Origin of the sequence: Vibrio sp. 10N.261.55.C5 (assembly GCF_041470505.1) — a bacterium.
GTDB classification, from domain to species: domain Bacteria; phylum Pseudomonadota; class Gammaproteobacteria; order Enterobacterales; family Vibrionaceae; genus Vibrio; species Vibrio crassostreae_C.
Genome location: NZ_JBFRMS010000013.1, coordinates 154949 through 179948, shown reverse-complemented (window position 1 = coordinate 179948; position 25000 = coordinate 154949). Strand labels below are relative to the sequence as shown.

General features: G+C 43.7%; 27 protein-coding genes. 14 read left to right on the top strand and 13 right to left on the bottom strand.

The genetic code is table 11. The features are described from left to right. Nucleotides 1–47: 47 nt before the first annotated feature. Together AB4263_RS07070 and AB4263_RS07065 are read left to right on the top strand one after the other, a co-directional pair. Complete coding sequence (locus tag AB4263_RS07070) at nucleotides 48–287, top strand: sulfurtransferase TusA family protein (RefSeq protein ID WP_017060709.1); 240 nt, start codon at nucleotides 48–50, stop codon at nucleotides 285–287. Further along, nucleotides 280–1356, top strand: a complete 1077-nt coding sequence (locus tag AB4263_RS07065) for an AI-2E family transporter (protein WP_017060708.1) — start codon at nucleotides 280–282, stop codon at nucleotides 1354–1356. The genes AB4263_RS07070 and AB4263_RS07065 overlap by 8 nt, the downstream gene beginning before the upstream one ends. Before the next feature lie 148 nt (nucleotides 1357–1504). Here AB4263_RS07065 and bcp read toward each other — a convergent pair whose 3' ends face one another. Together bcp and AB4263_RS07055 are read right to left on the bottom strand one after the other, a co-directional pair. Further along, the gene (gene bcp / locus AB4263_RS07060) at nucleotides 1505–1975 is read right to left on the bottom strand and encodes a thioredoxin-dependent thiol peroxidase (RefSeq protein ID WP_017060706.1); all 471 of its coding nucleotides are present in this window, start codon (nucleotides 1973–1975) and stop codon (nucleotides 1505–1507) included. Between the two features lie 12 nt (nucleotides 1976–1987). Continuing rightward, on the bottom strand, nucleotides 1988–2530 hold the full coding sequence (locus AB4263_RS07055; protein WP_017060705.1) for a glycine cleavage system protein R: 543 nt from the start codon (nucleotides 2528–2530) through the stop codon (nucleotides 1988–1990). A gap of 374 nt (nucleotides 2531–2904) precedes the next feature. Here AB4263_RS07055 and dapA point away from each other — a divergent pair, with 374 nt between their 5' ends. Further along, entirely contained in the window at nucleotides 2905–3783 is an 879-nt protein-coding gene (dapA, locus tag AB4263_RS07050) for a 4-hydroxy-tetrahydrodipicolinate synthase (RefSeq protein ID WP_017060704.1), read from the top strand. Between the two features lie 48 nt (nucleotides 3784–3831). After that, nucleotides 3832–4878: an outer membrane protein assembly factor BamC gene (gene bamC / locus AB4263_RS07045; protein ID WP_372097973.1), complete on the top strand. Its 1047-nt coding sequence runs from the start codon at nucleotides 3832–3834 to the stop codon at nucleotides 4876–4878. A 147-nt stretch (nucleotides 4879–5025) separates the two neighbouring features. Here bamC and AB4263_RS07040 read toward each other — a convergent pair whose 3' ends face one another. From AB4263_RS07040 to AB4263_RS07025, 4 genes are all read right to left on the bottom strand, one after another. Continuing rightward, complete coding sequence (locus AB4263_RS07040) at nucleotides 5026–5235, bottom strand: DUF2897 family protein (protein WP_017060702.1); 210 nt, start codon at nucleotides 5233–5235, stop codon at nucleotides 5026–5028. Between the two features lie 8 nt (nucleotides 5236–5243). Beyond that, nucleotides 5244–5918 (bottom strand): M15 family metallopeptidase, encoded by a 675-nt coding sequence (locus AB4263_RS07035; RefSeq protein WP_017063385.1) that lies wholly within the window; start codon nucleotides 5916–5918, stop codon nucleotides 5244–5246. Between the two features lie 45 nt (nucleotides 5919–5963). After that, nucleotides 5964–7100 (bottom strand): succinyl-diaminopimelate desuccinylase, encoded by a 1137-nt coding sequence (dapE, locus tag AB4263_RS07030; protein WP_372097971.1) that lies wholly within the window; start codon nucleotides 7098–7100, stop codon nucleotides 5964–5966. A gap of 98 nt (nucleotides 7101–7198) precedes the next feature. After that, the gene (locus tag AB4263_RS07025; protein WP_017060699.1) at nucleotides 7199–7546 is read right to left on the bottom strand and encodes an ArsC family reductase; all 348 of its coding nucleotides are present in this window, start codon (nucleotides 7544–7546) and stop codon (nucleotides 7199–7201) included. 205 nt (nucleotides 7547–7751) lie between these two features. Here AB4263_RS07025 and AB4263_RS07020 point away from each other — a divergent pair, with 205 nt between their 5' ends. Next, a complete protein-coding gene (locus AB4263_RS07020) occupies nucleotides 7752–8039 on the top strand; it encodes a helix-turn-helix domain-containing protein (protein ID WP_004734273.1) in 288 nt (95 codons plus the stop codon). Nucleotides 8040–8130: 91 nt separating this feature from the next. Here the strand turns inward: AB4263_RS07020 and AB4263_RS07015 are convergent, their stop codons facing one another. Both AB4263_RS07015 and AB4263_RS07010 read right to left on the bottom strand, forming a co-directional pair. After that, nucleotides 8131–8463 (bottom strand): DUF4156 domain-containing protein, encoded by a 333-nt coding sequence (locus AB4263_RS07015; protein ID WP_065585044.1) that lies wholly within the window; start codon nucleotides 8461–8463, stop codon nucleotides 8131–8133. A gap of 12 nt (nucleotides 8464–8475) precedes the next feature. Next, a complete protein-coding gene (locus AB4263_RS07010; protein ID WP_065585043.1) occupies nucleotides 8476–8820 on the bottom strand; it encodes a DUF2956 domain-containing protein in 345 nt (114 codons plus the stop codon). Nucleotides 8821–8929: 109 nt separating this feature from the next. On the opposite strand from AB4263_RS07010, the gene AB4263_RS07005 reads away from it, so the two are divergent. The 4 genes from AB4263_RS07005 (at nucleotide 8930) to AB4263_RS06990 (ending at nucleotide 13066) form a co-directional block, all read left to right on the top strand. Then, nucleotides 8930–9391, top strand: coding sequence for a DUF2919 domain-containing protein (locus tag AB4263_RS07005; protein ID WP_017060696.1), 462 nt, complete (start codon nucleotides 8930–8932; stop codon nucleotides 9389–9391). 65 nt (nucleotides 9392–9456) lie between these two features. Then, nucleotides 9457–10380 carry a Dyp-type peroxidase gene (locus AB4263_RS07000; protein WP_137001211.1) on the top strand — a complete coding sequence of 308 codons (924 nt, stop codon included), beginning with the start codon at nucleotides 9457–9459 and terminating at the stop codon, nucleotides 10378–10380. A 121-nt stretch (nucleotides 10381–10501) separates the two neighbouring features. Then, nucleotides 10502–11635, top strand: a complete 1134-nt coding sequence (locus AB4263_RS06995) for a flagellin (protein WP_372097969.1) — start codon at nucleotides 10502–10504, stop codon at nucleotides 11633–11635. Between the two features lie 297 nt (nucleotides 11636–11932). Next, nucleotides 11933–13066, top strand: a complete 1134-nt coding sequence (locus tag AB4263_RS06990; RefSeq protein WP_372097967.1) for a flagellin — start codon at nucleotides 11933–11935, stop codon at nucleotides 13064–13066. A gap of 485 nt (nucleotides 13067–13551) precedes the next feature. Here AB4263_RS06990 and crr read toward each other — a convergent pair whose 3' ends face one another. The 5 genes from crr to cysZ all read right to left on the bottom strand — a co-directional run bounded on the left by crr (nucleotide 13552) and on the right by cysZ (nucleotide 18553). Beyond that, on the bottom strand, nucleotides 13552–14061 hold the full coding sequence (gene crr / locus AB4263_RS06985) for a PTS glucose transporter subunit IIA (protein WP_004737851.1): 510 nt from the start codon (nucleotides 14059–14061) through the stop codon (nucleotides 13552–13554). A 106-nt stretch (nucleotides 14062–14167) separates the two neighbouring features. Further along, nucleotides 14168–15892: a phosphoenolpyruvate-protein phosphotransferase PtsI gene (ptsI, locus tag AB4263_RS06980; RefSeq protein WP_372097966.1), complete on the bottom strand. Its 1725-nt coding sequence runs from the start codon at nucleotides 15890–15892 to the stop codon at nucleotides 14168–14170. A gap of 136 nt (nucleotides 15893–16028) precedes the next feature. Next, nucleotides 16029–16286 carry an HPr family phosphocarrier protein gene (locus AB4263_RS06975; RefSeq protein WP_004734263.1) on the bottom strand — a complete coding sequence of 86 codons (258 nt, stop codon included), beginning with the start codon at nucleotides 16284–16286 and terminating at the stop codon, nucleotides 16029–16031. 302 nt (nucleotides 16287–16588) lie between these two features. Beyond that, nucleotides 16589–17557 carry a cysteine synthase A gene (gene cysK / locus AB4263_RS06970; RefSeq protein ID WP_136978871.1) on the bottom strand — a complete coding sequence of 323 codons (969 nt, stop codon included), beginning with the start codon at nucleotides 17555–17557 and terminating at the stop codon, nucleotides 16589–16591. Between the two features lie 237 nt (nucleotides 17558–17794). Further along, entirely contained in the window at nucleotides 17795–18553 is a 759-nt protein-coding gene (gene cysZ, locus AB4263_RS06965) for a sulfate transporter CysZ (protein WP_136978869.1), read from the bottom strand. A gap of 229 nt (nucleotides 18554–18782) precedes the next feature. Here cysZ and zipA point away from each other — a divergent pair, with 229 nt between their 5' ends. The 5 genes from zipA to cueR all read left to right on the top strand — a co-directional run bounded on the left by zipA (nucleotide 18783) and on the right by cueR (nucleotide 24990). Continuing rightward, nucleotides 18783–19826 (top strand): cell division protein ZipA, encoded by a 1044-nt coding sequence (gene zipA / locus AB4263_RS06960; RefSeq protein ID WP_017061932.1) that lies wholly within the window; start codon nucleotides 18783–18785, stop codon nucleotides 19824–19826. A 92-nt stretch (nucleotides 19827–19918) separates the two neighbouring features. Further along, nucleotides 19919–21931 carry an NAD-dependent DNA ligase LigA gene (ligA, locus tag AB4263_RS06955; RefSeq protein ID WP_372097964.1) on the top strand — a complete coding sequence of 671 codons (2013 nt, stop codon included), beginning with the start codon at nucleotides 19919–19921 and terminating at the stop codon, nucleotides 21929–21931. A 525-nt stretch (nucleotides 21932–22456) separates the two neighbouring features. Next, complete coding sequence (locus AB4263_RS06950) at nucleotides 22457–23602, top strand: porin (RefSeq protein ID WP_372097962.1); 1146 nt, start codon at nucleotides 22457–22459, stop codon at nucleotides 23600–23602. A gap of 98 nt (nucleotides 23603–23700) precedes the next feature. Further along, entirely contained in the window at nucleotides 23701–24504 is an 804-nt protein-coding gene (locus AB4263_RS06945; protein WP_017072440.1) for a DUF2057 family protein, read from the top strand. 93 nt (nucleotides 24505–24597) lie between these two features. Beyond that, complete coding sequence (gene cueR, locus AB4263_RS06940) at nucleotides 24598–24990, top strand: Cu(I)-responsive transcriptional regulator (protein WP_017061928.1); 393 nt, start codon at nucleotides 24598–24600, stop codon at nucleotides 24988–24990. The last annotated feature ends 10 nt before the right edge of the window (nucleotides 24991–25000 follow it).

Here is a 25000-nt window from a genome sequence, read left to right as displayed (position 1 = left end):
AAAAACAGATTACAATACGACCCTTATAATAAGCATCGAGCTCAAGAATGACACCTAATATTCTAGATTTACGCCAAGAGCGCTGTCCAATGGCGCTATTATTAGCCAAGCGTCACAGTGTAAAGTTAGAAGTAGGGCAGTCATTGTCAATTTATGTGTCTGATAACAGTTCGATGAAAGATATTGTTACTTATTTGTCTAAGCAAGCCTATGACGTCATCACTGAGGTTTGCTCTAATTACCATCATCTCCTCGTCACTAAAAAGGAATTGCAGTCAGATGCTTGAAATGGTCAATCGTTGGTATAAACGACGTTTCTCTGATCCCCATGCTGTCAGTTTGGTTGCCATCATTCTCTTCGGCTTTATTACGATCTACTTCTTTGGTCACCTAATTGCACCACTCTTGGTTGCGATTGTGTTGGCTTATTTGCTTGAGTGGCCTGTTACCCAACTTCAAAGACTCGGTGTTCCAAGAACGCCTTCGGTGATGTTGGTGATCATGATGTTCTTTAGCCTGATGTTGCTGGCGCTGTTTGGTTTAGTGCCTACCATTTGGGAGCAAGTGGGTAACCTCATCAATGATATTCCAAGTATGTATGGCGGCTTACAGAAGTTCATCGCGACGATTCCTGAGCGCTATCCTGAGTTAGCAAACTTGCAGATCGTTGAATCGATTGTGTCTAACGCGAAAAACAAAGCATTAGGCTTTGGTGAAAGTGTTGTTAAAGGTTCTTTGGCTTCTCTTGTGAGCTTGGCTACGCTTGCGGTTTACTTGATTCTTGTGCCGCTGCTGATCTTCTTCTTATTAAAAGATAAAGAAGAGATGATCAGCATGGCGAGTGGCGTGTTGCCTAAAAACCGTCGTCTAGCGACCAAGGTTTGGGTTGAGATGAACCAACAAATCTCGAACTATATTCGCGGCAAGGTCCTTGAGATCTTGATCGTCGGTGGTGTCAGCTACGTGACCTTTGCGATTCTAGATTTACGTTATTCAGCTCTGCTGGCTGTCGCGGTTGGCTTCTCGGTACTGATTCCTTATATCGGTGCGGCGGCTGTGACCGTTCCTGTCGCGATTGTCGGTTTGTTCCAGTGGGGATTAGAACCTCAGTTTTACTGGTTGCTTCTCGCTTACGGTATTATCCAAGCGCTAGATGGTAACGTGCTCGTTCCTGTTCTTTTCTCTGAAGCGGTGAACCTGCACCCAGTGGCCATTATTGTTGCCGTGTTAGTGTTTGGTGGACTGTGGGGATTCTGGGGCGTGTTCTTTGCTATCCCGTTGGCAACGTTAGTTAAGGCGGTTTGGAATGCCTTACCGAGTCACGCATTAGACGATGACCCCGAACATCAAAAGTAATTGATCTTGTTATAGAAAAAGGCCGAACATCCATGATGTTCGGCCTTTTTGCTCTTAGCTTAATAATTAGCTTAATAATTAGCTTAATGAGTGTTGCTATTGCCTTAGAAAGTGATGAATCTAAGTCATTAACTCACTCAAATCGCCCTTAAGCTTCTTGATTGAAGTAATCTAGAACCACTTCGTGGTGAGTCTTAGTCTTGAACTTGTTGAAGACATGTTCAATCTGACCTTCTTCATCAATTAGGAAGCTAATACGGTGCAGACCGTCGTAGATTTTACCCATGAATTTTTTCTCGCCCCAAACGCCAAACTGTTCAGCAACGCTGTGGTCTTCATCAGATAGCAGGGTGAAGTTTAGAGATTTCTTCTCAACGAAGTTTGGTAGACGTTTTACTGGGTCAACACTCACACCTAGAACAACCACGTTTAGGTCATCAAGCTGTGTTTTGATATCACGCAGGCCTTCCGCTTGCACAATACAACCTGGAGTCATTGCTTTAGGGTAAAAATAGAAAAGTACTTTTTTACCTTTGAAGTCACCAAGAGATACGATATTGCCATCTTGATCTGGAAGAGAAAAAGCAGGTGCTGGAACACCAGCCGTTAGCGTATTCATGACATTTCCTTTTTAAAGACTGTTTTTGATAAAGTTGAGCGAGCCTTGGACTGATAGGCTCTGACACAGCGAATCGAATTCTTCTTGTAGCTGCATCAAGTTACATTCTGATTGCACAGAAGCGGTAATAGAGATATGGAATTGGTCGTTGTCGAGTTGAACCTTAGATTTATTGATGGTTCGTGCACTTAACGAATCGAGGCCGATGTTTCGGTCTGCGAAGAACTGGGTAAACTGCTCAGTAAGTCCGATTTTATCGTCTGACTCAACGAACACCTCTACTGTGTAAGAGTTCTCAATAACATCATGAGTTGAGGTTCGCTTCATAATCGTAATCAAGTCGTGCTCTTGTCCAAGCAAGGGCAAGGTGGTTTCAACGCGGGTAATGTTGTTTGCCTTTCCAGACAGCAGCATGATAAGCGTAAATTCTTCGCCAAACAGGGCGATACGGCTATCAATAATGTTACAGCCTGATTGGGTGACTAAATGAACCACTTGGTTGCATACACCTGGGCGATCAGTGCCCACAGCTGTGATTACTAGATGTTGAGTCATAAAATCACGTCTCTTTATATTCCATTGATTCATGCATGTTAGCACAGTTAGCTCGTGGAATAAGCGTGCGTGCGGGGCTTTTTATGTGCGACCTTGCTTCGAACATGCAACCAATGATAAGAATATCGAGCGCGTTAAAAAATGAGATAGAGCGATGAGAGCACAGCTTACTTGTTACTGACATCCAGTGATGTGCTATCCGCTAGATTGAGTGCAGGTTACCCAAATTCTAGGTAGAACGCCGTTAGAAGTCGTTTTACCTCAAACATACGACAATATTTAATGCAGATGTTGCCGGTAAGCCATTTTAATGTCTTGTGTTTATTGATTGGCTTACAGTAACATGCAAAAAGAATAAATTAAGGGAGATAGACATGTTTTCAGGAAGTATCGTTGCGCTAGTTACGCCATTTAATACAGATGGTGAAGTGGATTTCGACAGCCTTAAAAAGTTAGTTGAGCACCATATTGCTGCAGGTAGTGATGGTCTGGTTGCGGTTGGCACAACAGGTGAGTCTTCAACACTCACTATTGAAGAGCATGTCAAAGTCGTCAACAAGATCGTTGAATTTGCTGATGGTCGTATTCCCGTTATCGCTGGTACAGGTGCAAATGCAACTCATGAGTCTGTTCTATTCAGCCGTTTGTTGAATGGTTCTGGTATTGCTGGTTGCCTGAGCGTAACGCCTTACTACAACAAACCGACTCAAGAAGGTTTGTACCAACACTACAAAGCGATTGCTGAAGTCAGTGACGTTCCACAAATTCTATACAATGTTCCAGGTCGTACTGCGGTAGACTTGTTGCCAGAAACGGTTGCTCGTCTTGCTGAGATCGAAAACATCGTTGCACTGAAAGATGCGACGGGTGATCTCGACAGAATTGCAATTCACCGTGAACTTTGTGGCGAAGACTTTATCTTACTAAGTGGTGATGACTTAACAGGCCTAGAATTTGTTAAGCGTGGTGGCGATGGCGTGATCTCTGTAACGAACAATGTTGCAGCCGCTGATATGGCAACCATGTTCAAGCTAGCAAAAGAAGGTAAGTTTGAAGAAGCGGAAGCGATCAATGAGCGTTTGATGCCTCTACATAAGAATTTGTTCGTTGAGTCTAACCCTATTCCCGTAAAATGGGCGGTTCATAAAATGGGTCTGATTGCTGAAGGTGGCTTACGTCTACCGCTGACTGAACTGTCAGAGCCAGCTCAACCTGTTGTTGCTCAAGCAATGACTGAAGCGTGCATTTACTAAAACGTATGAAGTGATGCCGAAGCGAACCTTCGGCATTTAGGAGTATAAATGAAGTATTCTCACCAGCTAGTGATTGGGTCACTGGCTGTTTTCGTTCTTACAGCATGTTCTGGCAACCCGACTCAACGTCGCCAAGCCAAAGATGATTTCGAATACTTAGAAACACCTGAGTTTTCACAATGGCAATTGCCTGTAGATGCTCAGCCTCAGTTCTACCCAAATTTTGACATCCCAAGCGGGGAATTCAGTGGTGGTACTGGTCGTGAAGTGGATATTCGTCCACCGCAACAGGTTCTTGAACTGATCCCGGGTGCTCGTGCTGAGCGTCAAAACGGTGAAGTGACACTATGGCTTCTTCGCGCAGAAGAGGCAGACCGCGTGTGGCAAACGGCTGTAGATATGCTGTCTCAACGTGGTATTGGTATTCGTGAGCAATCAGAGAATGAGATTGAGACCGATTGGGTAACTTGGGTTTCTGAAGATGAAGACGTAGAGATTGGTAGTCGTTACTCTATCTCTCGCTTCCAAGCAAACAACCGTCATGGCTTCAAGATTAATCTGATTGATTGGCGTGAAGGTACTGAAGAGAAAACAGTAACGGCAACCAATAAAGAGCGTTACAACGCGTTCCTGACCAACCTAGTTATGGCTAAGTACGATGAAAACCTTCGTGCTGAAGCGGCGCTGAAAGCGCAAGAGTTGGTGAAGCGTATTCCAATTTCAATGGGTGCTGACCGTAGTGGTTTCCCTGTGATTATTGCTCGTACGCCATACAATGTATTCTGGCAGCGTCTGCCTAACTTGTTGCCTGAAATGGGCTTTGAGCTTGAAGAACGCAATCAATCTCAGGGTACGGTGAAGGCGAAGTACGCAGCACCAGATGATGAGTTCTGGGAAGAAATTGGCCTACAGCCTATCGACTTAGCGCCAGGCACTTACAACTTCCTATTTGGTGACCTTGGCAACCGTACGTCAATCAACGTAACGGATGCATCAGGTAAGCCAGTAGAAGAAGAGCTGCTTAAGTCTATGGTTCCGGTATTAGCGCATATTGCTGACCAAACCAAAGATGACAAAGAAGCGAAAGCTGAGTAGTCATTCAAGCCGTCACAAGCTGAGTTAAATCAGCCTTGTGATTAGCAAAAGCAAATAAAAAAGAGGACACACTGTGTCCTCTTTTTTATTGTATTCGTTGTCATCAGGCTACATTGGTCAATCAAGCTGATTAGCCAAAGCAAAAGGCTATGCGTCTTTATTGTCTTTGGATTCTTCTTTTTCAGCTTTCTCTTGGTTAAGTTTATCCGAGCGATTGAGCTTATCTAAATCTCGCTCAGTTTTACCACGCCCCGTCAGATCCATATTGGCTGTCTGTTTGAGCGCTGCGATGTTACCCACAACAACGCTCACTACGATGATGATGATAACCCAAGGGTTTGTAAGCCACTCCAACATAAGCGCTCCTAATGACTGATATTCGCTACGAAGCGTGCATAGATCTCGTCTAGCTGCTCCATAATAATCTCATACCCTAATACTGGCTTAGATTGGAGTTGCTTGCCAAGTAAAGTCGGAGATAACTGTGATAAACACGACTCCGATACTTTGCGATGGCTGATATGCCATGGTTCGATCGCCACACCACCCAAATCTTGGCTGTAAGGAAAGAAGAAACCAAATTGTGCAGCATGAACTGATAGCCATTGGTAAAACGATTGCTGGTGGCCAGTAAGGTATTCCCATGGTTCTAATTGCAGATGTATGCCTTCAGGTAAGTGGTTACGAGCAAAGACATCGAAGTCACAACCCCAATGATGACGACTCGCGCCGGGAAGCGCAGACCATCTCAGGATAGCCGATAGCTTTTGTTGTTCGGTCAGTTTTGAAGCATCAAGAGGTTGGCTTTCTGAATCTAATATCGGAGCTTCGCCAGAAAACTTACGGTTCCAAATCAGAGATTGCCTTTCATAGTCGCGAAAGCCACTGGCAATCTCCATTTTAAAACCAGCGAGCTGAGCAGCTTCAATCAAATTATTCAGGTCATTCTTAACCTCACTGTGGACCAAGAAGGTCTTGGTGCCGATCAGGCTAGGCTCTAGATGAGAATCTGATTGTCCGGTAAGCTGCTCTGGTGTCATAACGAGTCTCTCAATAATTGGATGCTATGAATCGCTGATGAAAGACTATTTAGCGAATAGGTTCACTAATGTTCTTTCGTACATGTCAGTTAGCTTTTCTAAATCGGCTACCTTCACGCATTCGTTAACCTTGTGAATCGTTGCATTCACAGGGCCTAGTTCAACCACTTGTCCGCCCATACGTGCAATAAAGCGACCATCAGATGTACCGCCAGTCGTTAGCAGTGCTGGTTTCACATCATTGACGTGACCCACTGCATCAACAATAGCATCAAGCAGTGAACCTGCGTCTGTTAAGAACGGGTCGCCATTGAATGTCCATCTTAGGTCGTATTCGAAATCATACTTGTCGAGTGTCGTTGTGATGCGCTCAACGATGATGTCGTTGCTTAACTCTGTACTAAAGCGTAGGTTAAACTGAACATTAAACTCACCAGGGATCACGTTTGAAGCACCAGTACCCGCACTCACATTTGGAATTTGGAAACTGGTTGGCGGGAAGTAATCATTACCTTTATCCCACTCAGTTGTTGCTAGCTCATTAATAGCAAGCAGAGAGCTGTGTACTGGGTTGTTTGCTAGGTGAGGGTAGGCAACATGACCTTGTGTGCCTTTAATCGTTAGGTCGCCAGTGATAGAGCCACGACGGCCGTTCTTCACGACGTCACCCACGAACTCAGTGCTCGATGGTTCACCAACGATACACATATCGATGTTTTCACCGCGCGCCATTAATGCTTCAACAACACGTACAGTACCGTTGATGAAAGGACCTTCCTCATCTGAAGTGATCAGGAAACCAATTGAGCCTGTGTGGTCTGGGTGTTTGGCAATGAACTGCTCGACGGCAACAATCATTGAAGCCAGAGAGCCTTTCATATCAGCAGCGCCACGGCCATGTAGGAAACCGTCTACGATAGTCGGTTCGAATGGCTTAGTGTGCCACTGTTCGATTGGGCCTGCAGGTACCACATCAGTGTGACCAGCAAAAGCAAACAGAGGCGCTTCAGTACCACGACGAGCCCAGAAGTTGGTCGTATCTTCAAATACCATCACTTCGATTTCAAAACCGAGTGCTTTTAAGCGTTCAATCATCAGGTCTTGGCAGCCTGCATCTTCTGGTGTTACCGATTGACGGCTGATTAGGTCTTTTGCCAGAGCCAAAGTTGGGCTATCTGTCATCCTTGAATTCCTTGTTTAAATAAAACGTCTAGTCATTAATTTTTAGGCGCTGATTCACTGATCAACGTCCTGTTGTCTGTCTATGTAAATACAACGATCTAAGCAAAAATAGCCGCGTATTGGTCGGCTTTAAATCCGATGTGAAGCTTACCCTCAACTTTTAAGATTGGGCGCTTGATCATGGCAGGTTGTTCAACAAGCAAAGTCACCGCTTTTTCTTCTGTTAGGGTGTCTTTCTGTTCTTGAGAAAGTTGGCGATAAGTCGTACCACGTTTGTTTAGCACAAGCTCCCAACCTAGCTCAGAGCAGAAGCTTGTTACTAGCTCTTCTGTGATGCCTTGTTTGCGATAATCGTGAAATTCGAACTCGATACCTTCAGCTTCGAGCCATTTCTTTGCTTTTTTAATGGTGTCGCAATTTGGGATACCAAACATGGTGATAGTCATTATTCTTCCTTTGAGTGATTTTATTTCATTGTTATGGGTTGAATCCTATCAGGAAGCAGCAACTCAGACAAAATAGAGTGATGAATATTTCATAGAGTGAAAAAAAAGCGTAAGAAAATGTCACTATTGGAGACTTATTGATCAGCCTCAACATGTTGTCAGCGAAAAAAGAAATAATTGAGCTGCACATATATAGGAGGTGTCAATGGAGTTGAGTCCTGTTTTTGCAAGGCGGCTATATTTAGCATTGTTAGTGGAAAGCCTTGATAGGCCAAATGTGCCTAAACTCATCGAAAAAACGGGGTGGCCTCGTCGTACTATTCAAGATGTACTCAAGGCGTTACCGGGGATCGGTATCGAACTTATGTTTGTTCAAGATGGGCGACGTCATAATGATGGCTATTACCAGTTATCCGACTGGGGGCCATTTGACAGTCAATGGGTTATCCAGCGTAAAGGCGATATAGCAACAAGCCTTGGATTTAGTGCATAAGCCAGCGAAAGCTGGCTTTCTTTTTTTAGAATAGAAATAGTAGGGAGCATCTCGCTAATATGAGTTGTGAGCTACCCCATTACGTTTCTATTTACTTACACAGATAGGCAGTTCCCAGCATAGTCACGGATGTGGAAAAATCTTGGGGAAGTGTGAATATCACGGTATCTGCGCCTAGCTCAATCGTATTCGACTTGAGTTGATTCATGGCGCCTTGAATCAATGTGTCATTTGGGTAAAACAGGTAGTTGTACCAATGGCCTTCGCTGCCTGTGACTTCCCCTTTATACTGACATTTATCGATATTAATCACGCCATGGTAATCCATTTGCACGTTGGCAGCTTCGCTATGAGGCGTTGATGTCGGTGTCGTGCAACCGAGTAACACGCTACTCATAGCCAAAGCGATTAATTCCTTTTTCATACGCTTATCCTGTTATTTCATCAAATAAATCGCGAAGCCTACCCAGCTTGCGAACAGTAGTAACCACGGCAGTTTAGTGGCGTGATTTGATGGTGTTTCAACACTTGTTTCGATCGTGTCTTCTTGGTGTTGATTAGCTTGTTGAGTCTGTTTTTCTTTCTGTACGCGCTTCTTCGCTTTATCGGCTTGGCGGCTGCGTTCTTTTTGCTGTTTCTTGTACAGTGCGATGCCTTTCTCGATACCCTGAGCAATCAGTTTAGTTTGTTCTTTGGTTTGAGCTGGCTTTTGAGTCGCTTTGGCTATCTTCAGTGCTTCCTGTTGAGATTCAACAGAGGGCGTATTAGTTTTGTTTTTCATACTGAGTTCGACAATTAAAACGGATTGGCTACTAAGATAACGCAAAGCTAGTTAAGTATGAATGATTTGCGTTAAAGTGTTGGTTTGAAAATAAGTGAAAGTGAGATTTGTGCGGTACTCCATAGAACAATACGACAAGCACGGCTTTTTGAAAGCTCCAATCTTGCTCTGGCTAGGTTGGTTGTTTCTTGCGAAAGCCTTGGTCGTTTTCATTGTTGCAGGCGCAAGCCGAGAATCGGGAACCGATATTCTTGAGATAATCTACCCAGACCATCAGATGTTTTATGTCGGGATCGCGTTGAGTGTGCCTAGTTTGCTGCTGATGTGGTTATTTGGGCTAAGATCGCCAGATAGAAAGCGCCTTAACAAAGTCGTGTCATGGGGACGTTGGGTTACCATGATGGCTATCTTGGCACAGGGCTCCCATACGATTTATTTAATCTATTTGGATAACGGATGGTTCCGTTGGTCAAATGGCATCACCCTATTGTTGCTGCTGTGGTTAGCGCTTTATCTAACCAATAGCCATGCTGCAAGGGATTGCTTTAAAGTGGTTGAGCTCGAAGACTGATTCTCATCAAAACATTTGTCCCATTCACAATTATACTTAGAAGCTAAAACTGGAAGGAATAATCTATGCTTAATGTTTCAAATGAGCAGCCTAACGTTCAAAGTGCTATTTTGCCTGAAGCTGGGCCTTTCGCGCTTTACGTTCAACTTAAAGTGAACGCTAATACTGCTAATGTACTAGCAGAAATTCAAAAGCTTCCGACTCTAATCGACGAACTAAACCAAACTCAGCCTGATGCGAACTTAACGGCATCGGTTGCGTTCTCAAAAGCTTTTTGGGATAGGTTCGAGCAAGCAGCGCCCGCTGATTTGATCGACTTCCCTGTGCTGGGTGAAGGTGATATCACAGCACCGAGCACACTGTCTGACGTTCTGATTCACTGTCATTCAAACCGACATGATCTGCACTTCTTTATCTTGCGTAAATTGCTATCTGAAGTAGCAGCTGATGTTGAAGTGGTTGATGAAACTTATGGTTATCGCTTCCTAGACTCTCGTGACATGACAGACTTTGTTGATGGCACTGAAAACCCGAAAGACGCACAACGTGCTGAAGTCGCTATTGTGCCTGAGGGTGAATTCGCTGGTGGTAGTTATGTAATGGTGCAGCGTTTTGTGCATAACCTGCCAGCTTGGAATCGTTTGAATGTATCGGCACAAGAGAAAGTGATTGGCCGAACTAAACCTGATTCAATTGAGTTAGATGATGTTCCTGCGGCGTCTCACGTTGGCCGTGTGGATATCAAAGAAGAAGGCAAGGGGCTTAAGATTGTTCGCCACAGTCTACCTTACGGTACTGCTACGGGCGACCACGGCTTATTGTTCATTGCTTACTGTAACGTTCGTCATAACTTCGATGCGATGTTAGAGAGCATGTACGGCGTAACTGATGGCAAAACAGACCAACTGCTTCGCTTTACTAAAGCGGTGACTGGCGCGTATTACTTTGCTCCTTCAACTGAGATGTTGAGTGCATTAACGATTAAGTAAGTCGTCTCAAAAAGAATAAACAAAGGGAGCCTCAGGGCTCCTTTTTTATTAAAGCTTTATATGAATTGGTCGATATAAGAGCAATCGTGAGTTTTATTCCTCTTTTTGTAAGCGAAGGTCTATGGCTATAACTGTCAATACGAATGTCTCGGCGTTAGTGGCTCAGAGAAACCTCTCTAACGCTAATAACATGCTGAACCAATCTTTGGAGCGCTTAGCTTCAGGGAGCCGTATTAATAGTGCAAAAGACGATGCGGCTGGCTTACAGATCTCAAATCGATTAGAAGCACAGATGAGTGGCATTGATGTTGCTGTTCGAAATGCTAACGACGGTATCTCCATTATGCAGACTGCAGAAGGGGCGATGAATGAAACCACTAATATCATGCAGCGCATGCGAGACTTATCCCTACAAGCGAGTAACGGCTCGAATAGTTCATCGGAACGAATCGCTATTCAAGAAGAAGTCACCGCGTTAAATGACGAGCTGAATCGAATTGCCGAAACCACTTCATTCGGTGGTAAAAAACTCCTTAACGGCAGTTTTGGGCACACCTCGTTTCAAATCGGCGGCAGTTCGGGCGAAGCTGTGCAGATTGGTTTGAAAAGCATGCGTACTGATGACATCAACATGGGCGGCTTTAGCTACGTTGCTAATGGCATGGCCAGTGATTCATGGGAAGTGAAATCAAACCAGAATGATATGACGATGTCGTTTACGGATCGTTTTGGTCAGCCTCAAGAGATCACCATTAATGCGAAAGCGGGCGATGATATCGAAGAGTTGGCGACTTACATTAATGGTCAAACGGATCTCTTATCGGCTTCTGTTAATGATGACGGACAACTTCAGATTTATATGTCAGGTGAAGATACCGCGGGTACCATCTCTTTTTCAGGTTCATTAGCCAGTGAGCTTTCGATGTCAGTGGGCTATTACGAGTCAGTTAATGACATCAATGTAACGGATGTGGGTGGTGCTCAGCGCGCCGTCTCTATTTTGGATACGGCGATGAAGTATGTCGATAGCCATCGCTCTGAATTAGGGGCAATGCAAAACCGCTTTGATCATGCCATTAACAATCTTGAAAACGTTCATGAGAATTTGGCGACATCAAACAGTCGAATCAAAGATACCGACTACGCCAAAGAAACCACTCAAATGCTCAAGCAACAAATACTGCAGCAAGTGAGCACAACGATACTCGCTCAAGCCAAGCAAGCGCCGAATCTAGCTTTAACGTTATTAGGTTAATGAATTACCTACAATCTTATAAAAGCATTTCAGCTTGGCCGGTGCTTTTTGGCGAATAAAAATACAATTTCTCACTCGACTGACTTCCCGGCAACTTTAGCGATTTTCTCATCTTTTTTCGATAATTTTACGACCAGTCACGCTTTCTCCTGTTTTACCGCTATTTCTTTAAATTTGTTGTTTTTTTCCTAAAGGTTTCGCCAATCACGCCGTTATTAAAAGTAACTTAGAGATAACTACTTGGTTTTCCGAGACGTCGGAAACCGCTATACCGGAAAATCAATTGGAGAAGTCACCATGGCAGTGAATGTAAATACAAACGTTTCAGCGATGACAGCGCAACGTTACCTAAACAATGCAAACAGCGCACAACAAACATCAATGGAGCGTCTAGCTTCTGGCTCAAAAATCAACAGCGCAAAAGATGACGCTGCGGGTCTACAAATCTCGAACCGTTTGAACGTTCAAAGTCGTGGCCTTGATGTTGCTGTACGTAACGCGAACGACGGTATCTCAATTGCACAAACTGCTGAAGGTGCAATGAACGAGACGACTAACATCCTGCAACGTATGCGTGATTTGTCTCTACAATCTTCAAACGGCTCAAACTCAAAATCTGAGCGTGTAGCGATTCAAGAAGAAGTAACAGCACTGAACGACGAACTGAACCGTATCGCGGAAACGACGTCTTTTGGTGGTAACAAGCTGCTTAACGGTACTCACGGTACTAAATCATTCCAAATCGGTGCGGATAACGGTGAAGCTGTAATGCTTCAACTGAAAGACATGCGCTCTGATAACGCTCAGATGGGTGGTAAGAGCTACCAAACTGAGAACGCGAAAGACAAAGACTGGTACGTTCAAGCGGGCTCTAACGACCTAAAACTGTCGTTCACTGACAACTTCGGCCAAGCACAAGAAATCGACATCAGCGCAAAAGCGGGTGATGACATCGAAGAGCTAGCGACTTACATCAACGGTCAGCAAGATTCTGTTAAAGCGTCTGTTACTGAAGACGGCAAGCTACAAATGTTCACAGGCAACAACAAAGTGAGCGGCGATGTGTCTTTCTCTGGCGGTCTTGCGGGCGAGCTAGGTATTCAAGCAGCTAAAGACGTAACGGTTGATACTATCGACGTAACATCTGTTGGCGGCGCACAAGAGTCTGTAGCAGTAATCGATGCGGCCCTTAAGTATGTAGACAGTCACCGTGCTGAGCTAGGTGCTTTCCAAAACCGTTTCGACCACGCTATCAGCAACTTAGACAACATTAACGAGAACGTTAACGCATCTAAGAGCCGTATTAAAGATACCGACTTCGCGAAAGAAACGACTCAGATGACTAAGTCTCAGATCCTTTCTCAAGCTTCAAGCTCGATTCTTGCTCAAGCGAAGCAAGCACCGAACTCGGCACTTAGCCTACTAGGTTAATCGATTGAAAAGCCACGTTGACCGATAGTATTGACGTTAGGCTTCCACAAATTAGCTCGTGGTGAGAGATGAGCGCTAAACAGACCCAGCTTCGGCTGGGTTTTTTATTGCCTGAAATTTGGAGAAGAGAGGGGAGTTGTGGTGTTGGTAGTTGATTGGAAAGCGAGATTCCCTATCACGTTCGTGCCTCACTGTAGGGAATGACGGGAGTTGGGTATTGGTGACTCTATAGCTAACTGTATAGAAGAGGTCGGTTTGAGTAACAATCACTCAGGCTTAAACCATAGTGTTTAATCGTCATCCCAGAATCGAACCGAGCGAGATGTCAGGGATCTCTGTTCGTGAGAGGCCCAAAGAAGAAGGGGATTTGTAGTTGTTAGGTATAAGGCCAAAGCGGCTGGTAATCTGGCATTAGAATTATATAGCAGGCACAAAAAACGCCACCCTTAGGTAGCGTTTTAATTAAAGCAGATAAGTAATCGAGATTACTTAGTTACTTTAAGAACTGGAGTTTCGCCAACAGTTACAGAACCAGAAAGCTTGTTCAGCTCTTTGATTTCGTCCATGTTAGAGATAACAACTGGAGTAAGCGTAGATTTTGCTTTCTCTTCTAGAAGCGCTAGGTCGAAAGTGATGATAGTGTCACCAGCTTTAACAGATTGACCTTCTTCAGCTACACGAGTGAAGCCTTCGCCTTTAAGTTCAACAGTATCGATACCGAAGTGAACGAAAAGCTCAACACCGTCGTCAGACTCGATAGAGAATGCGTGGTTAGTTTCGAAGATCTTACCGATAGTACCGTTAACTGGAGCTACCATTTTGTCGCCAGCTGGTTTGATCGCGATGCCGTCACCAACGATTTTTTCAGCGAAAACTACATCTGGCACATCTTCGATGTTTACGATTTCACCAGAAAGAGGTGCGATGATTTCGATTGCACCAGCATCAGCGCTGTCATCAGATACAAGCTTTTTCAGTTTGTCAAACAGACCCATTGTGTCATGCTCCTAACGTTTAGTTTTATTCTGTAGAATATACTATACCAATCTAACAAATTAGACGACTATTTTTAGCCGTCTAACGTTATTAAGCGATTGGCGATTACTGAGTTTTCTCAGCGATGAACTTTTCTACGCAAGCTTCAATTTCAGCAGCTGTTGGTAGAGATAGTGCTTCGTCAGCCATAGCTTTAACTTCAGCGAAGTTAGAGTTACGGATTACTTTCTTAACTTTAGGGATAGAGATACCGCTCATAGAGAACTCATCTAGACCCATACCAAGAAGAAGTAGCGTTGCACGCTCATCACCAGCAAGCTCACCACACATACCAGTCCACTTACCTTCAGCGTGTGATGCGTCGATCACTTGCTTGATTACTGTAAGAACAGCAGGAGATAGTGGGTTGTATAGGTGAGAAATCATTTCGTTACCACGGTCTACCGCAAGAGTGTATTGCGTTAGGTCGTTAGTACCGATAGAGAAGAAAGATACTTCTTTCGCTAGGTGGTGTGCGATTGCAGCAGCTGCTGGAGTCTCAACCATTACGCCGATTTCGATTTCTTCATCGAAAGCTAGGCCTTCAGCGCGAAGTTCAACTTTGTACTCTTCGATTGCTTTTTTCAGTTCACGGATCTCTTCAACAGAAATGATCATTGGGAACATGATACGTAGTTTACCGTGTGCAGATGCACGTAGGATGCCACGTAGTTGGTCACGTAGGATTTCACGACGATCCAAGCTGATACGTACAGCACGCCAGCCTAGGAACGGGTTCATCTCTTGTGGAAGGTCCATGTATGGTAGGTCTTTGTCGCCACCGATATCCATAGTACGGATAATCACTGACTCGCCTTCCATTGCTTCTGCTACTTCTTTGTAAGCAACGTATTGCTCTTCTTCAGTAGGAAGCGCGTCACGGTCCATAAATAGGAATTCAGTACGGTACAGACCAACGCCTTCACCGCCGTTACGCAGGATACCGTCACAGTCTTTTACTGTACCGATGTTGCCACAAACTTCTACACGGTGACCGTCTAGAGTTTCAGCATGTAAATCTTTTAGTTTTGCTAGTTCAACTGCTTCTGCTTCGAAATCTTCTTTGATTTTCTTAGCTTCTGCTAATTCAGCATCTGAAGGGTTGATGATGATCTTGTTGTTCATCGCGTCTAGCACAAGCATGTCGCCGTTCTTAACTTGCTTAGTGATATCGTTAGTACCAACGATAGCTGGAAGTTCAAGAGAACGTGCCATGATTGAAGTATGAGATGTACGACCGCCGATGTCACAAGCGAAACCAAGAACGTAGTCTAGGTTGATTTGTGCAGTTTCAGATGGCGTTAGGTCGTAAGCTACTAGGATAACTTCTTCATTGATATCTGCTAGAGATACAATGTTGATGCCTAGAGCATTTTTAACGAAACGAGTACCGATATCACGGATATCAGTTGCACGTTCTTTTAGGTACTCATCATCAAGAGACTCTAGTGCAACAGCTTGCTCTTCGATCACAGTGTGGATCGCGTTGTCTGCGTGCATTTTTTCTTTCTTGATGAGTGCTAAAATCTCTTCTTCTAGCTCTTCATCTTCAAGCAGCATGATGTGGCCTTCAAAGATTGCTTCTTTTTCTTCGCCAAAAGTTTCAAGTGCTTTTTGCTTAACAACTTCAAGCTGTTGAGAAGATTTGTTACGAGCGTCAAAGAAACGCTGTACTTCTGCTTCAACTTGGTCGTCAGAGATAGATTGAGTGTTTAGGACAATTTCATCTTCTTGAAGTAGTAGTGCTTTACCGAAAGCAATACCAGGAGATGCTAGGATGCCTGAAATCATAGCCTTACCTTAGTTGTTCAACTGTAAACGGGAGAGTGTGTGACTTTAAGTCGTCGACTAATGTCGCGCTTATTCCTATCTATTTCGAACAAAGCCACTTTGCTATGCAAAATGGCTTTGAAAGAAGGAGACCGTATTAGTGTAGTTGATCCATAAGAGCAACTAGGTGGTCTACTGCTTGCTGAGCTTGAGGACCTTCAGCTGAAATAGTAACGTTAGTACCTTTTACTAGGCCTAAAGTTTGTAGTTTGAACAGGCTTTTCGCGCTAGCGCTTTTGCCGTTAGAAGTCACTGTGATGTCAGCGTCGAAAGATTTTGCTTCTTTAACGAACTGTGCAGCTGGACGAGTGTGAAGACCGTTTTCTGCTGTGATTTCTACTTGCTTCTCGTACATTTTATATACCCCAATTAATTTATTTTTTGTAAGTTTGTAACCAGATTAGCTTAACTGCTTTAGCCCAAATGCGCTAGAGGCTAGTACGCCATGTTCGTGTTAGAACTTAGACTGGTTATAAATTTTTATCCAGCCATGGTCGTCTTTTGCTGAGTACTCATGACTTTCAGAATTTGTTTATTGCTTCTTTTATTTTGAAGCGAAAAATAAAACAGACCTGATATTACCAAAGGTGGGGCAGGGATCAACAAAAAAGCCCCTAAACGGGGCTTTTTTGGACGAAAAATTGATTTGACCACATATTATTGTTGGTTCTCTTTTTCCGTAAAGATGCCAGCAAATAGGGCTGTGCTTAGGTAACGCTCACCAGAGCTTGGTAGTACAGTAACGATAGTTTTTCCTGCAAATTCAGGTAGTTCGGCGATTCTGTTTGCTGCTACAACTGCCGCGCCAGATGAGATGCCTGCAAGAATACCTTCTTCTTTCATTAGGCGTTGAGCCATCTCAATCGCTTCTTCAGAAGTTACCGATTCAACACGGTCAATAATCTCTAAATCTAGGTTTCCAGGGATGAAACCTGCGCCGATACCTTGAATTTTGTGTGGAGCTGGTTTGATTTCTTCGCCTGCAAGTGCCTGTGCAATCACTGGAGACTCTGCGGGTTCAACCGCTACTGAAGTGATCGCTTTGCCTTTTTCACCTTTAATGTAACGACTTGTACCTGTGATAGTACCGCCTGTACCTACACCCGCGACAAACACATCGATTTCGCCGTCTGTTGCTTCCCAAATTTCAGGACCAGTCGTCTGTTCGTGAATCTGTGGGTTGGCTGGGTTGTTGAACTGTTGTAGTAGTAAGTACTTGTCTGGGTCTGAAGCAACAATCTCTTCTGCTTTAGCTATCGCGCCGTTCATGCCTTTTGGCGCTTCAGTTAGCACTAGGTTTGCGCCAAGCGCTTTAAGCAGCTTACGACGTTCTAGGCTCATTGATTCAGGCATAGTTAGAGTTAGTTTGTAACCGCGTGCTGCTGCTACGAATGCAAGTGCAACACCTGTGTTACCACTGGTAGGTTCAACAAGCTCGATACCTGGCTTAAGCGTACCCGCTTTTTCTGCTTCCCAGATCATGTTTGAACCGATACGACACTTAACACTGAAGCTTGGGTTACGAGCTTCGACCTTAGCTAGGACGTTACCTTTGCTTACTTTGTTAAGGCGGACTAGAGGTGTGTTACCAATCGTTAGGGTGTTGTCTTCGTAGATCTTGCTCATGCGATATTCCTTCATTTAATGACAGAACTAAACGTAGTATATCAATCACTTTACCGTCTAGTGTCTTACGATGTTTATTCAGCTTGAATTTAGATTAAACAAGTTGAAAAAAAGGTAAAAGGATTAAAAAGTTATATCATATAGATATGTAGCAGAATTGACGCCTATCTTTATTGAAATCAGAACTTCAAAAAGATAGGCGAAACTAGGAAGTGTAGAAAGGGTTAGAGACGAGAACTATAGACGAGAACGTAGAGCTTGGTCTTTAAACTCAGCAACCCACATTGCTGTCGCGCCACAAACGGCAACGGGCATCACAATCAGGTTTAAAATTGGAATAGTAGTGAACACAGAAACAAGCGCGCCAAAGCTGTAGCTCTTACCTTGTTTTTGTTTCAAATTGTTTCTCATGTCATCAAATTTGATTTTATGGTTATCGAACGGGTAGTCGGCGTATTGAATCGCTAACATCCATGCTGTGAAAATGAACCATAAAAACGGAGCAACGGTTTGCCCTAGTGCTGGAATTAACAAAAGTAGGAATAAACCGATCGCTTTTGGCAGAATGTAGACAAGCTTGCGCCATTCTCTCGCTAATATACGTGGGGTATCTTTGAGAACATCAAGTAAACCATCGTCATTAACTTTTTTACCGCTCAACAACTCTTCAACTTTGTCCGCGAGTAAACCGTTGAACGGTGCGGCAATGAAGTTAGCGAGCGTACTAAAGAAATACGAGAATGTGGCCAAGACGGTTAACACAAGTAATGGCCATAAAATGTATGACAACCACGACAAGAAACTTGGCAATGCACCAATCCAACCTTCAATCCAAGTGTTTAGGTTGGAGAAGATATAAAACAAGGCACCACCAACGAGTAACACGTTCGCGATAAGTGGCATTAGTACAAACTTACGAATGCTCGGTGATAAAGCGATTTTTATTCCGAAAATAAAATAGCCAAAGCCGGAGCGGGGAACAGATTCAATAGTCATATTTAAATTAGGTCACATGTGAATTTGGTTAAATAGCAAACATGTCTAGTGTACTCGACCGAAATTAAGAAAAAAAGCGTGGTGAAAATCACACCATGTAAGGAACTAATTGTATTAAGTTGTTCTAAAACAGTGGCTACTTTTGATAGAGTAGTGAGATTAGCCAAATTAACCCAACTTAGTGACAGCGTGTTTATAGCTAGTTGACTAAGAAAGCTGAGAGCGAAAAATGCAGGAATTGCGATTTGTACTCATTATTGTTGGCGCATTAGCTATCGCCGCATTATTGTTCCATGGTCTATGGACGAGTAAAAAAGAAGGGAAAGCAAAGTTTGGAGATAAGCCGCTCGGTAAGCTTGATAACGACAGCTTAGATGAAGCAGAAACTATTCCAAACCGTTCATTCGCCCCAGAAGATGATTTTGAGATAATCCGAAAAGAACGTAAAGAGCCGGATTTTGCTGTTTCACCCTCTGATACTGATCCGCTGATCGACTCAGATCCGCTAACAGCGCCACAAGCGAAAGAAGCTTACGAAGATGATATCGAATTAAATGATCTTCCTTCTTTCAGCGTAGAAGACCCAATTAAGGTTGAAAGTGAACCTGAAGTGATTGAGGAAGAGAAGGACGTTGAGCCTGAAGTTCCAAGCTTTGAGTTGACTGACGAGCAAAAAGAAAACCATGCCGGCTTTAAAGTGCAGTACGGTTCGTTTGAAGAGCCTTCTGAAACAGTTGATGAGCCAGTCGTTCCAAACGAAACGCTTACTCAAAGAGAGCCCGTTGTTGCGAAAGAAGTCGTGACTCCGCAAAGTGCGACTGTTGAAGAAGCAAAACCAGATGAAGAACTTGGTTTAGAAGTGATCGTTCTTAATGTTCACTGTGCTGGAGAGATCCCATTCGTTGGGACTGAACTTTTCCGCAGCATGGAGAACAACGGTTTAACTTATGGTGAGATGTCTATTTACCACTGCTTTGCACAATCTACAGATGCACCAAAGGTTATTTTCAGCGTTGCAAACATGATGCAGCCAGGAACGCTAGAACATGATGATCCTGCTGACTTCACGACTAAAGGTATTTCGTTCTTTATGACGTTGCCTTGTTATGGTCAAGCTGATCAAAACTTCAATGTGATGCTGAGTGCGGCGCAGAAAATTGCTGACGATATGGGCGGAAACGTGTTGGATGAGTCACGCAACTTAATGACACCAAACCGTTTATCTGACTACCGCAAGCAAATCAGAGACTTTATGACGGCATCGAATGCCTAGCCGTATTGTTTAGCCTTGTAAATAATCTATATTTATAGAAAAGGGCTCCTAAGGGAGCCCTTTTTGATATTTCAATCACGATAGAGAATGATATGAAAGAATCGATTCAAGTTACCTTAGAGCAGTTAAGAGAAACTCTGCATTATCACGCCGTTCGTTATTACGTAGAAGATAGCCCTGAGATCCCTGATGTCGAGTACGATCGATTAATGCAGCAATTGCTAAAGATCGAAGAAGAGAACCCGGAACTAGTGACGGTAGATTCTCCGAGCCAACGTGTTGGTGGTCAGCCTCTCGATGGTTTCACTCAAGTGACTCATGAGATCCCAATGCTTTCTCTGGACAATGCTTTCTCTGATGAAGATTTGGATGCGTTCAATAAGCGAATGTCTGATAGAGCGCCAACCGTTAACCTCAAGACTTTCTGTTGTGAACCTAAGCTTGATGGCCTTGCAGTTAGCCTACTCTATGTGAATGGTATTTTAGTTCAGGCTGCGACACGTGGTGACGGTGCGACGGGTGAAAACATCACTGAAAACGTGCGTACGATCAGCTCTATCCCACTTAAGTTACAAGGTGAAGGCTGGCCGCAGCGAATTGAAGTTCGTGGCGAAGTATTTATGCCAAAAGCGGGTTTCGATAAGTTGAATGAGATGGCGTTGAAGAAAGGCGAGAAAGTATTTGTTAACCCACGTAATGCCGCCGCAGGTAGCCTGCGTCAGCTTGATTCTCGTATTACTGCGAAACGTCCGCTAGCTTTCTACGCATACAGTGTCGGTGTTGTACAAGGCGCTGAGCTATCAAATAGTCACTACCAACGCTTTTTACAGCTTAAAGGTTGGGGCTTACCTATGTGCCCCGAGACTAAGCAACTGAGCTCTCTCGAAGACGTGAAAGCCTATTACCAAGATATTATGACTCGTCGTGATGCTCTGGCTTACGAGATTGATGGCGTTGTTATCAAAGTCGACGATATCGCGGCTCAAGAAGTGCTTGGTTTTGTTGCTAGAGCGCCACGTTGGGCAATTGCTTATAAGTTTCCAGCTCAAGAAGAGATTACACTGCTCAATGACGTTGAATTTCAGGTGGGCCGTACTGGTGCTATTACGCCGGTTGCTAAACTTGAACCTATCTTCGTTGGTGGCGTGACAGTCAGCAATGCCACTTTACACAATGCCGATGAGATTGCGCGTTTAGGCGTGAAGGTAGGCGACAGCGTTATTATTCGCCGTGCAGGTGATGTTATTCCGCAAATTGTGGCTGTTGTACTAGATCGTCGCCCTGAAACGGCTAGAGACATTGTTTTCCCTGATGCTTGCCCTGTATGTAGCTCTACGGTTGAGCGTGTCGAGGGGGAAGCTGTAGCGCGTTGTACTGGCGGTCTAGTGTGTCAGGCACAGCGTAAAGAAGCGCTTAAGCACTTTGTGTCGAGAAAGGCGTTGGATGTCGATGGCCTTGGCGTAAAAGTGATAGAGCAGCTTGTGGACCGTGAAATGGTAGAAACGCCCGCTGACTTGTTCAAGCTTAGCGCGGGCGTAATTACAGTTCTTGATCGTATGGGGCCTAAATCGGCGCAAAATGTGGTGAGTGCGCTGAATAAAGCCAAAGACACAACGTTAGCACGTTTCCTCTATTCACTCGGTATTCGTGAAGTCGGTGAGGCGACAGCGATGAACTTAGCGCAACACTTTAAGACGTTGGAACTGGTTCAAGCAGCTACTCATGAACAATTAGTTGAAGTGTCAGATATTGGTGACATCGTTGCTAGCCATATCACCAGCTTCTTCTCACAAGAGAAAAACAGAGCGGTCGTCGATCAGCTGATAGAGCTAGGTGTGAATTGGCCAATCATCAAAGAAGCTGCCGATGACCAAGAGCTACCATTAGAAGGTAAAGTCGTTGTGTTAACAGGCTCATTGTCGCAATTAGGTCGAAGTGAAGCTAAAGCTGCGTTACAAGCATTAGGTGCGAAAGTGACGGGTAGCGTATCGAAGAAAACGGACATCTTGTTTGCCGGTGAAGCTGCGGGTTCTAAATTAACTAAAGCACAAGATTTAGGTATCGAAATAAGAACAGAAGAAGATCTAATAGCCCTTATTTCGTAAGTAAATACAGATAAAAAAAGCTCAAAGGCACTCATTTCAAGGGAGTGCCTTTTTTGTTTCTGATATAAAAATGAGGGCTTTTTAATTGTTGAGAATTTTGTTCCTATACGAACTCTAAAATCAGGACAGTGACGCTGCTCAACATTAATGAAATACCATTGTAGTTGTATCAAAAATGCGAGTCATATCTATTTTTACAAAGTGGTAATTACCTCAAGTTGTTGAATTTGTTGGTATTGATTTTGTTTTGGTGAGGATTTTTCTATTTATCGATCTGGATCACTAAGTACCTATTAAATTTGCACCAACTCATATTTTTTTAGATGAAAATTAAGTTCTCATTGATCTTTTTGAGGGCGAAGTTAGTCTTAATGCCATGGATGCACATGATGTGTATAACCAGAAAGGAAATAGAGAATTCAGAGTTTAGGGTTCTCAAACAAGAAAAGGTATTTCTCTCTACGGCGGCCAACTTTAGGCGGGGAATATTCAAACAGCTATATCCATTTTTAGGAGTTTTATTCCATGGAAAACAAAATTTTCAAACGTACTCTACTAGGTGCATCCGTTGCACTTTTATCGACAGGCGTAATGGCGAAAGAAGTTGGTATCAACTCTGATTTCAACGTTGACGTATACGGTGTTGCAGCTATCTCTCTAGTTAACTACAACACAACAGATCAAGATGATGCGAGCAGTGGCTACGCTGTAGAGAATGAATCTCGTATCGGCTTCCGTGCTCATAAAGAGATGTTTGATGACGTATTAATCACAATGCAGATTGAATCTGGCTACGTAGATAGCACAGACTGGGGTCATGGCGGCGTTTCAGGCGGTGTGCTTGGTTTCCGTGATACGTTCGTTGGTGCTTCTGGCTCTTGGGGTAACCTGCGTGTGGGTCGTGTTCTTACGCCATTATACGAAATCGTCGATTGGCCATTCTCTAACCCTGGTCTAGGTTCTGTATTCGATTGGGGCGGTATCAACGGTCATTACGATCGTCAATCTAACCAAGTTCGTTACGATTCGCCAAAATTCGGTGGTTTCTCTTTTGCAGCTTCTGTTGGTCGTGATGATAACGACAATGGTGGTGGCGCGGCGACTCGTGATTCAGAATTCTTTGGCGCGAGCGCTAAGTACAGCTTTGAAAAAGTAACATTTATGGGTGGTGTTGAGTCTGGTACTCGTGTTGTTGGAGATACAGCAAAGTCTTGTGTATTTGACCCTGATGCACCAGGTACACCTGATTGTACAGCTGCAGTAGATGGTTATAAAGACGATACATTCGCTTATATTGTAGGCTTTGAAGCAAGCCTACCAGCAGGCTTTGGTATTGCAGCAGCATACAAAGGCGAAGAAATTGATAACGGTTCTCGCAAATATACTCAAGACTCATACTCTATTATTGGCCAATACTGGAATGGTCCATGGGGCTTTAAACTAGGCTACGCAGCGAATGATGATGCAGAGTTATCTGGAACAACTGCTTCAAATTCTTCTCTAAAAGCGAGCGCAACAGATAAGAGTGATACTATCTCTGGTCAACTTATGTACGTGGATAATGGCTTTGTACCTTATCTACGTGTAGCAAGCCGTAGCTTTACTGACAATGACCGCGGTGAGGTTTCATCAGATATCGTAACTCGCATTGGTCTTGAGTACGGTTTCTAAGCTAAAGTTATCAGCTTAAAAATAGTTAAATAAAATCAAAACGCTGGTAAATTATTTTGCCAGCGTTTTTCCATAGTGAACATAAGGAATTAGTCATAATGAATAAAGTTAGTGTAGTTGTATTATCATTATTTTTGGGAGCTTGTAGTTCACTCGATTCAAAAAGTAATTTTGCAGATTCAGTGGCGGATGTGCAGCCCAAAGGTGGTTACATTAAAGTAACCGGTCAATCTTACGTAGCAGAAAATAGAGCAAATGTAGGAGCAGACATTCTCAAGTCGTCGCTTTACTTTACATACAATAAAGAAGTAACACCAAATACTGCCCCAGAATCTTCAATTACTATGGACGTGAGTTACTTCCAAAGTTACAAAGAGTACGAAACGGTTAGTTTTTTTGGTAAAACGATAGAATTAGAAGATAGACAAGTACCAAGAGAAAGCTGCAGCGAACATTGCACAAAGACTCAATATATTAAATTCCCATTAAGCGACGCTGATATACAGCAAGCAAGAGAAAAGAACTTAGAGTTTACGCTTGATGGGCAAAACTCAGTCATGAGTACAACTTTCATTGTGCCGAAAGCGTATATCGACACAATCTATAATGGTGCAAATAATCATACGGCTATCGCTGTTGCTCCGGTTGCGGTACCTGTTGCGGCTGTAGTTGTTGAAGAACCAAAAGCGTCTCAAGCTCAAGAGATGGTTAATTACTGGTATGGTCAAGCGACAAAAGAAGAGCAATCTGCTGTGACGGACTGGGCATTCCAAAACCGTAAGAACGCGACGCCAGCATCACTAGAAGGCTCAAAAGAGATCGAAATGGTTTCATATTGGTTTAATAAGCTAGACAGTGAAGAAAAATCTCAAACTATGATTTGGTTGTTAGAACAAGAGTAAGTTTCTAACGTTACACCCTAGCTATGTTTTTCAGCCGCAGTATTGTATAACAGCAGTACTGCGGTTTTTCATTTTAGGCTTACAGGTAAGATTGTGAATATTGGTGAAGTAGCGAAGCGTGTTGGTACAACAGCGAAATCCATTCGTTTTTACGAAAGTAAAGGCATGATGAGCCCACCGCACCGATCAGAAAATGGTTACAGGCAATATGGCGAGATTCATATCGAACAGTTAGAGTTCGTTTTGAGAGCTAAAATGGTTGGTTTCACTCTCGATGAGTGTAAGTCACTGGTTGAGTTGGCAATGAATCCCAACAGACAAAGCTACGAAGTAAAGAAGAAGGCTACTCAGAAGTTAGATGAAATAGAGTTGAAGCTTGCGGAGTTAAACAAGATGAAGGTGCAGCTACAATCTTGGGTACATGACTGCCCTGGAGATACTTCAACGGAATGTCCTATCTTGAATAATCTATCTGGCCGCAGTTAGGTTATTCCAG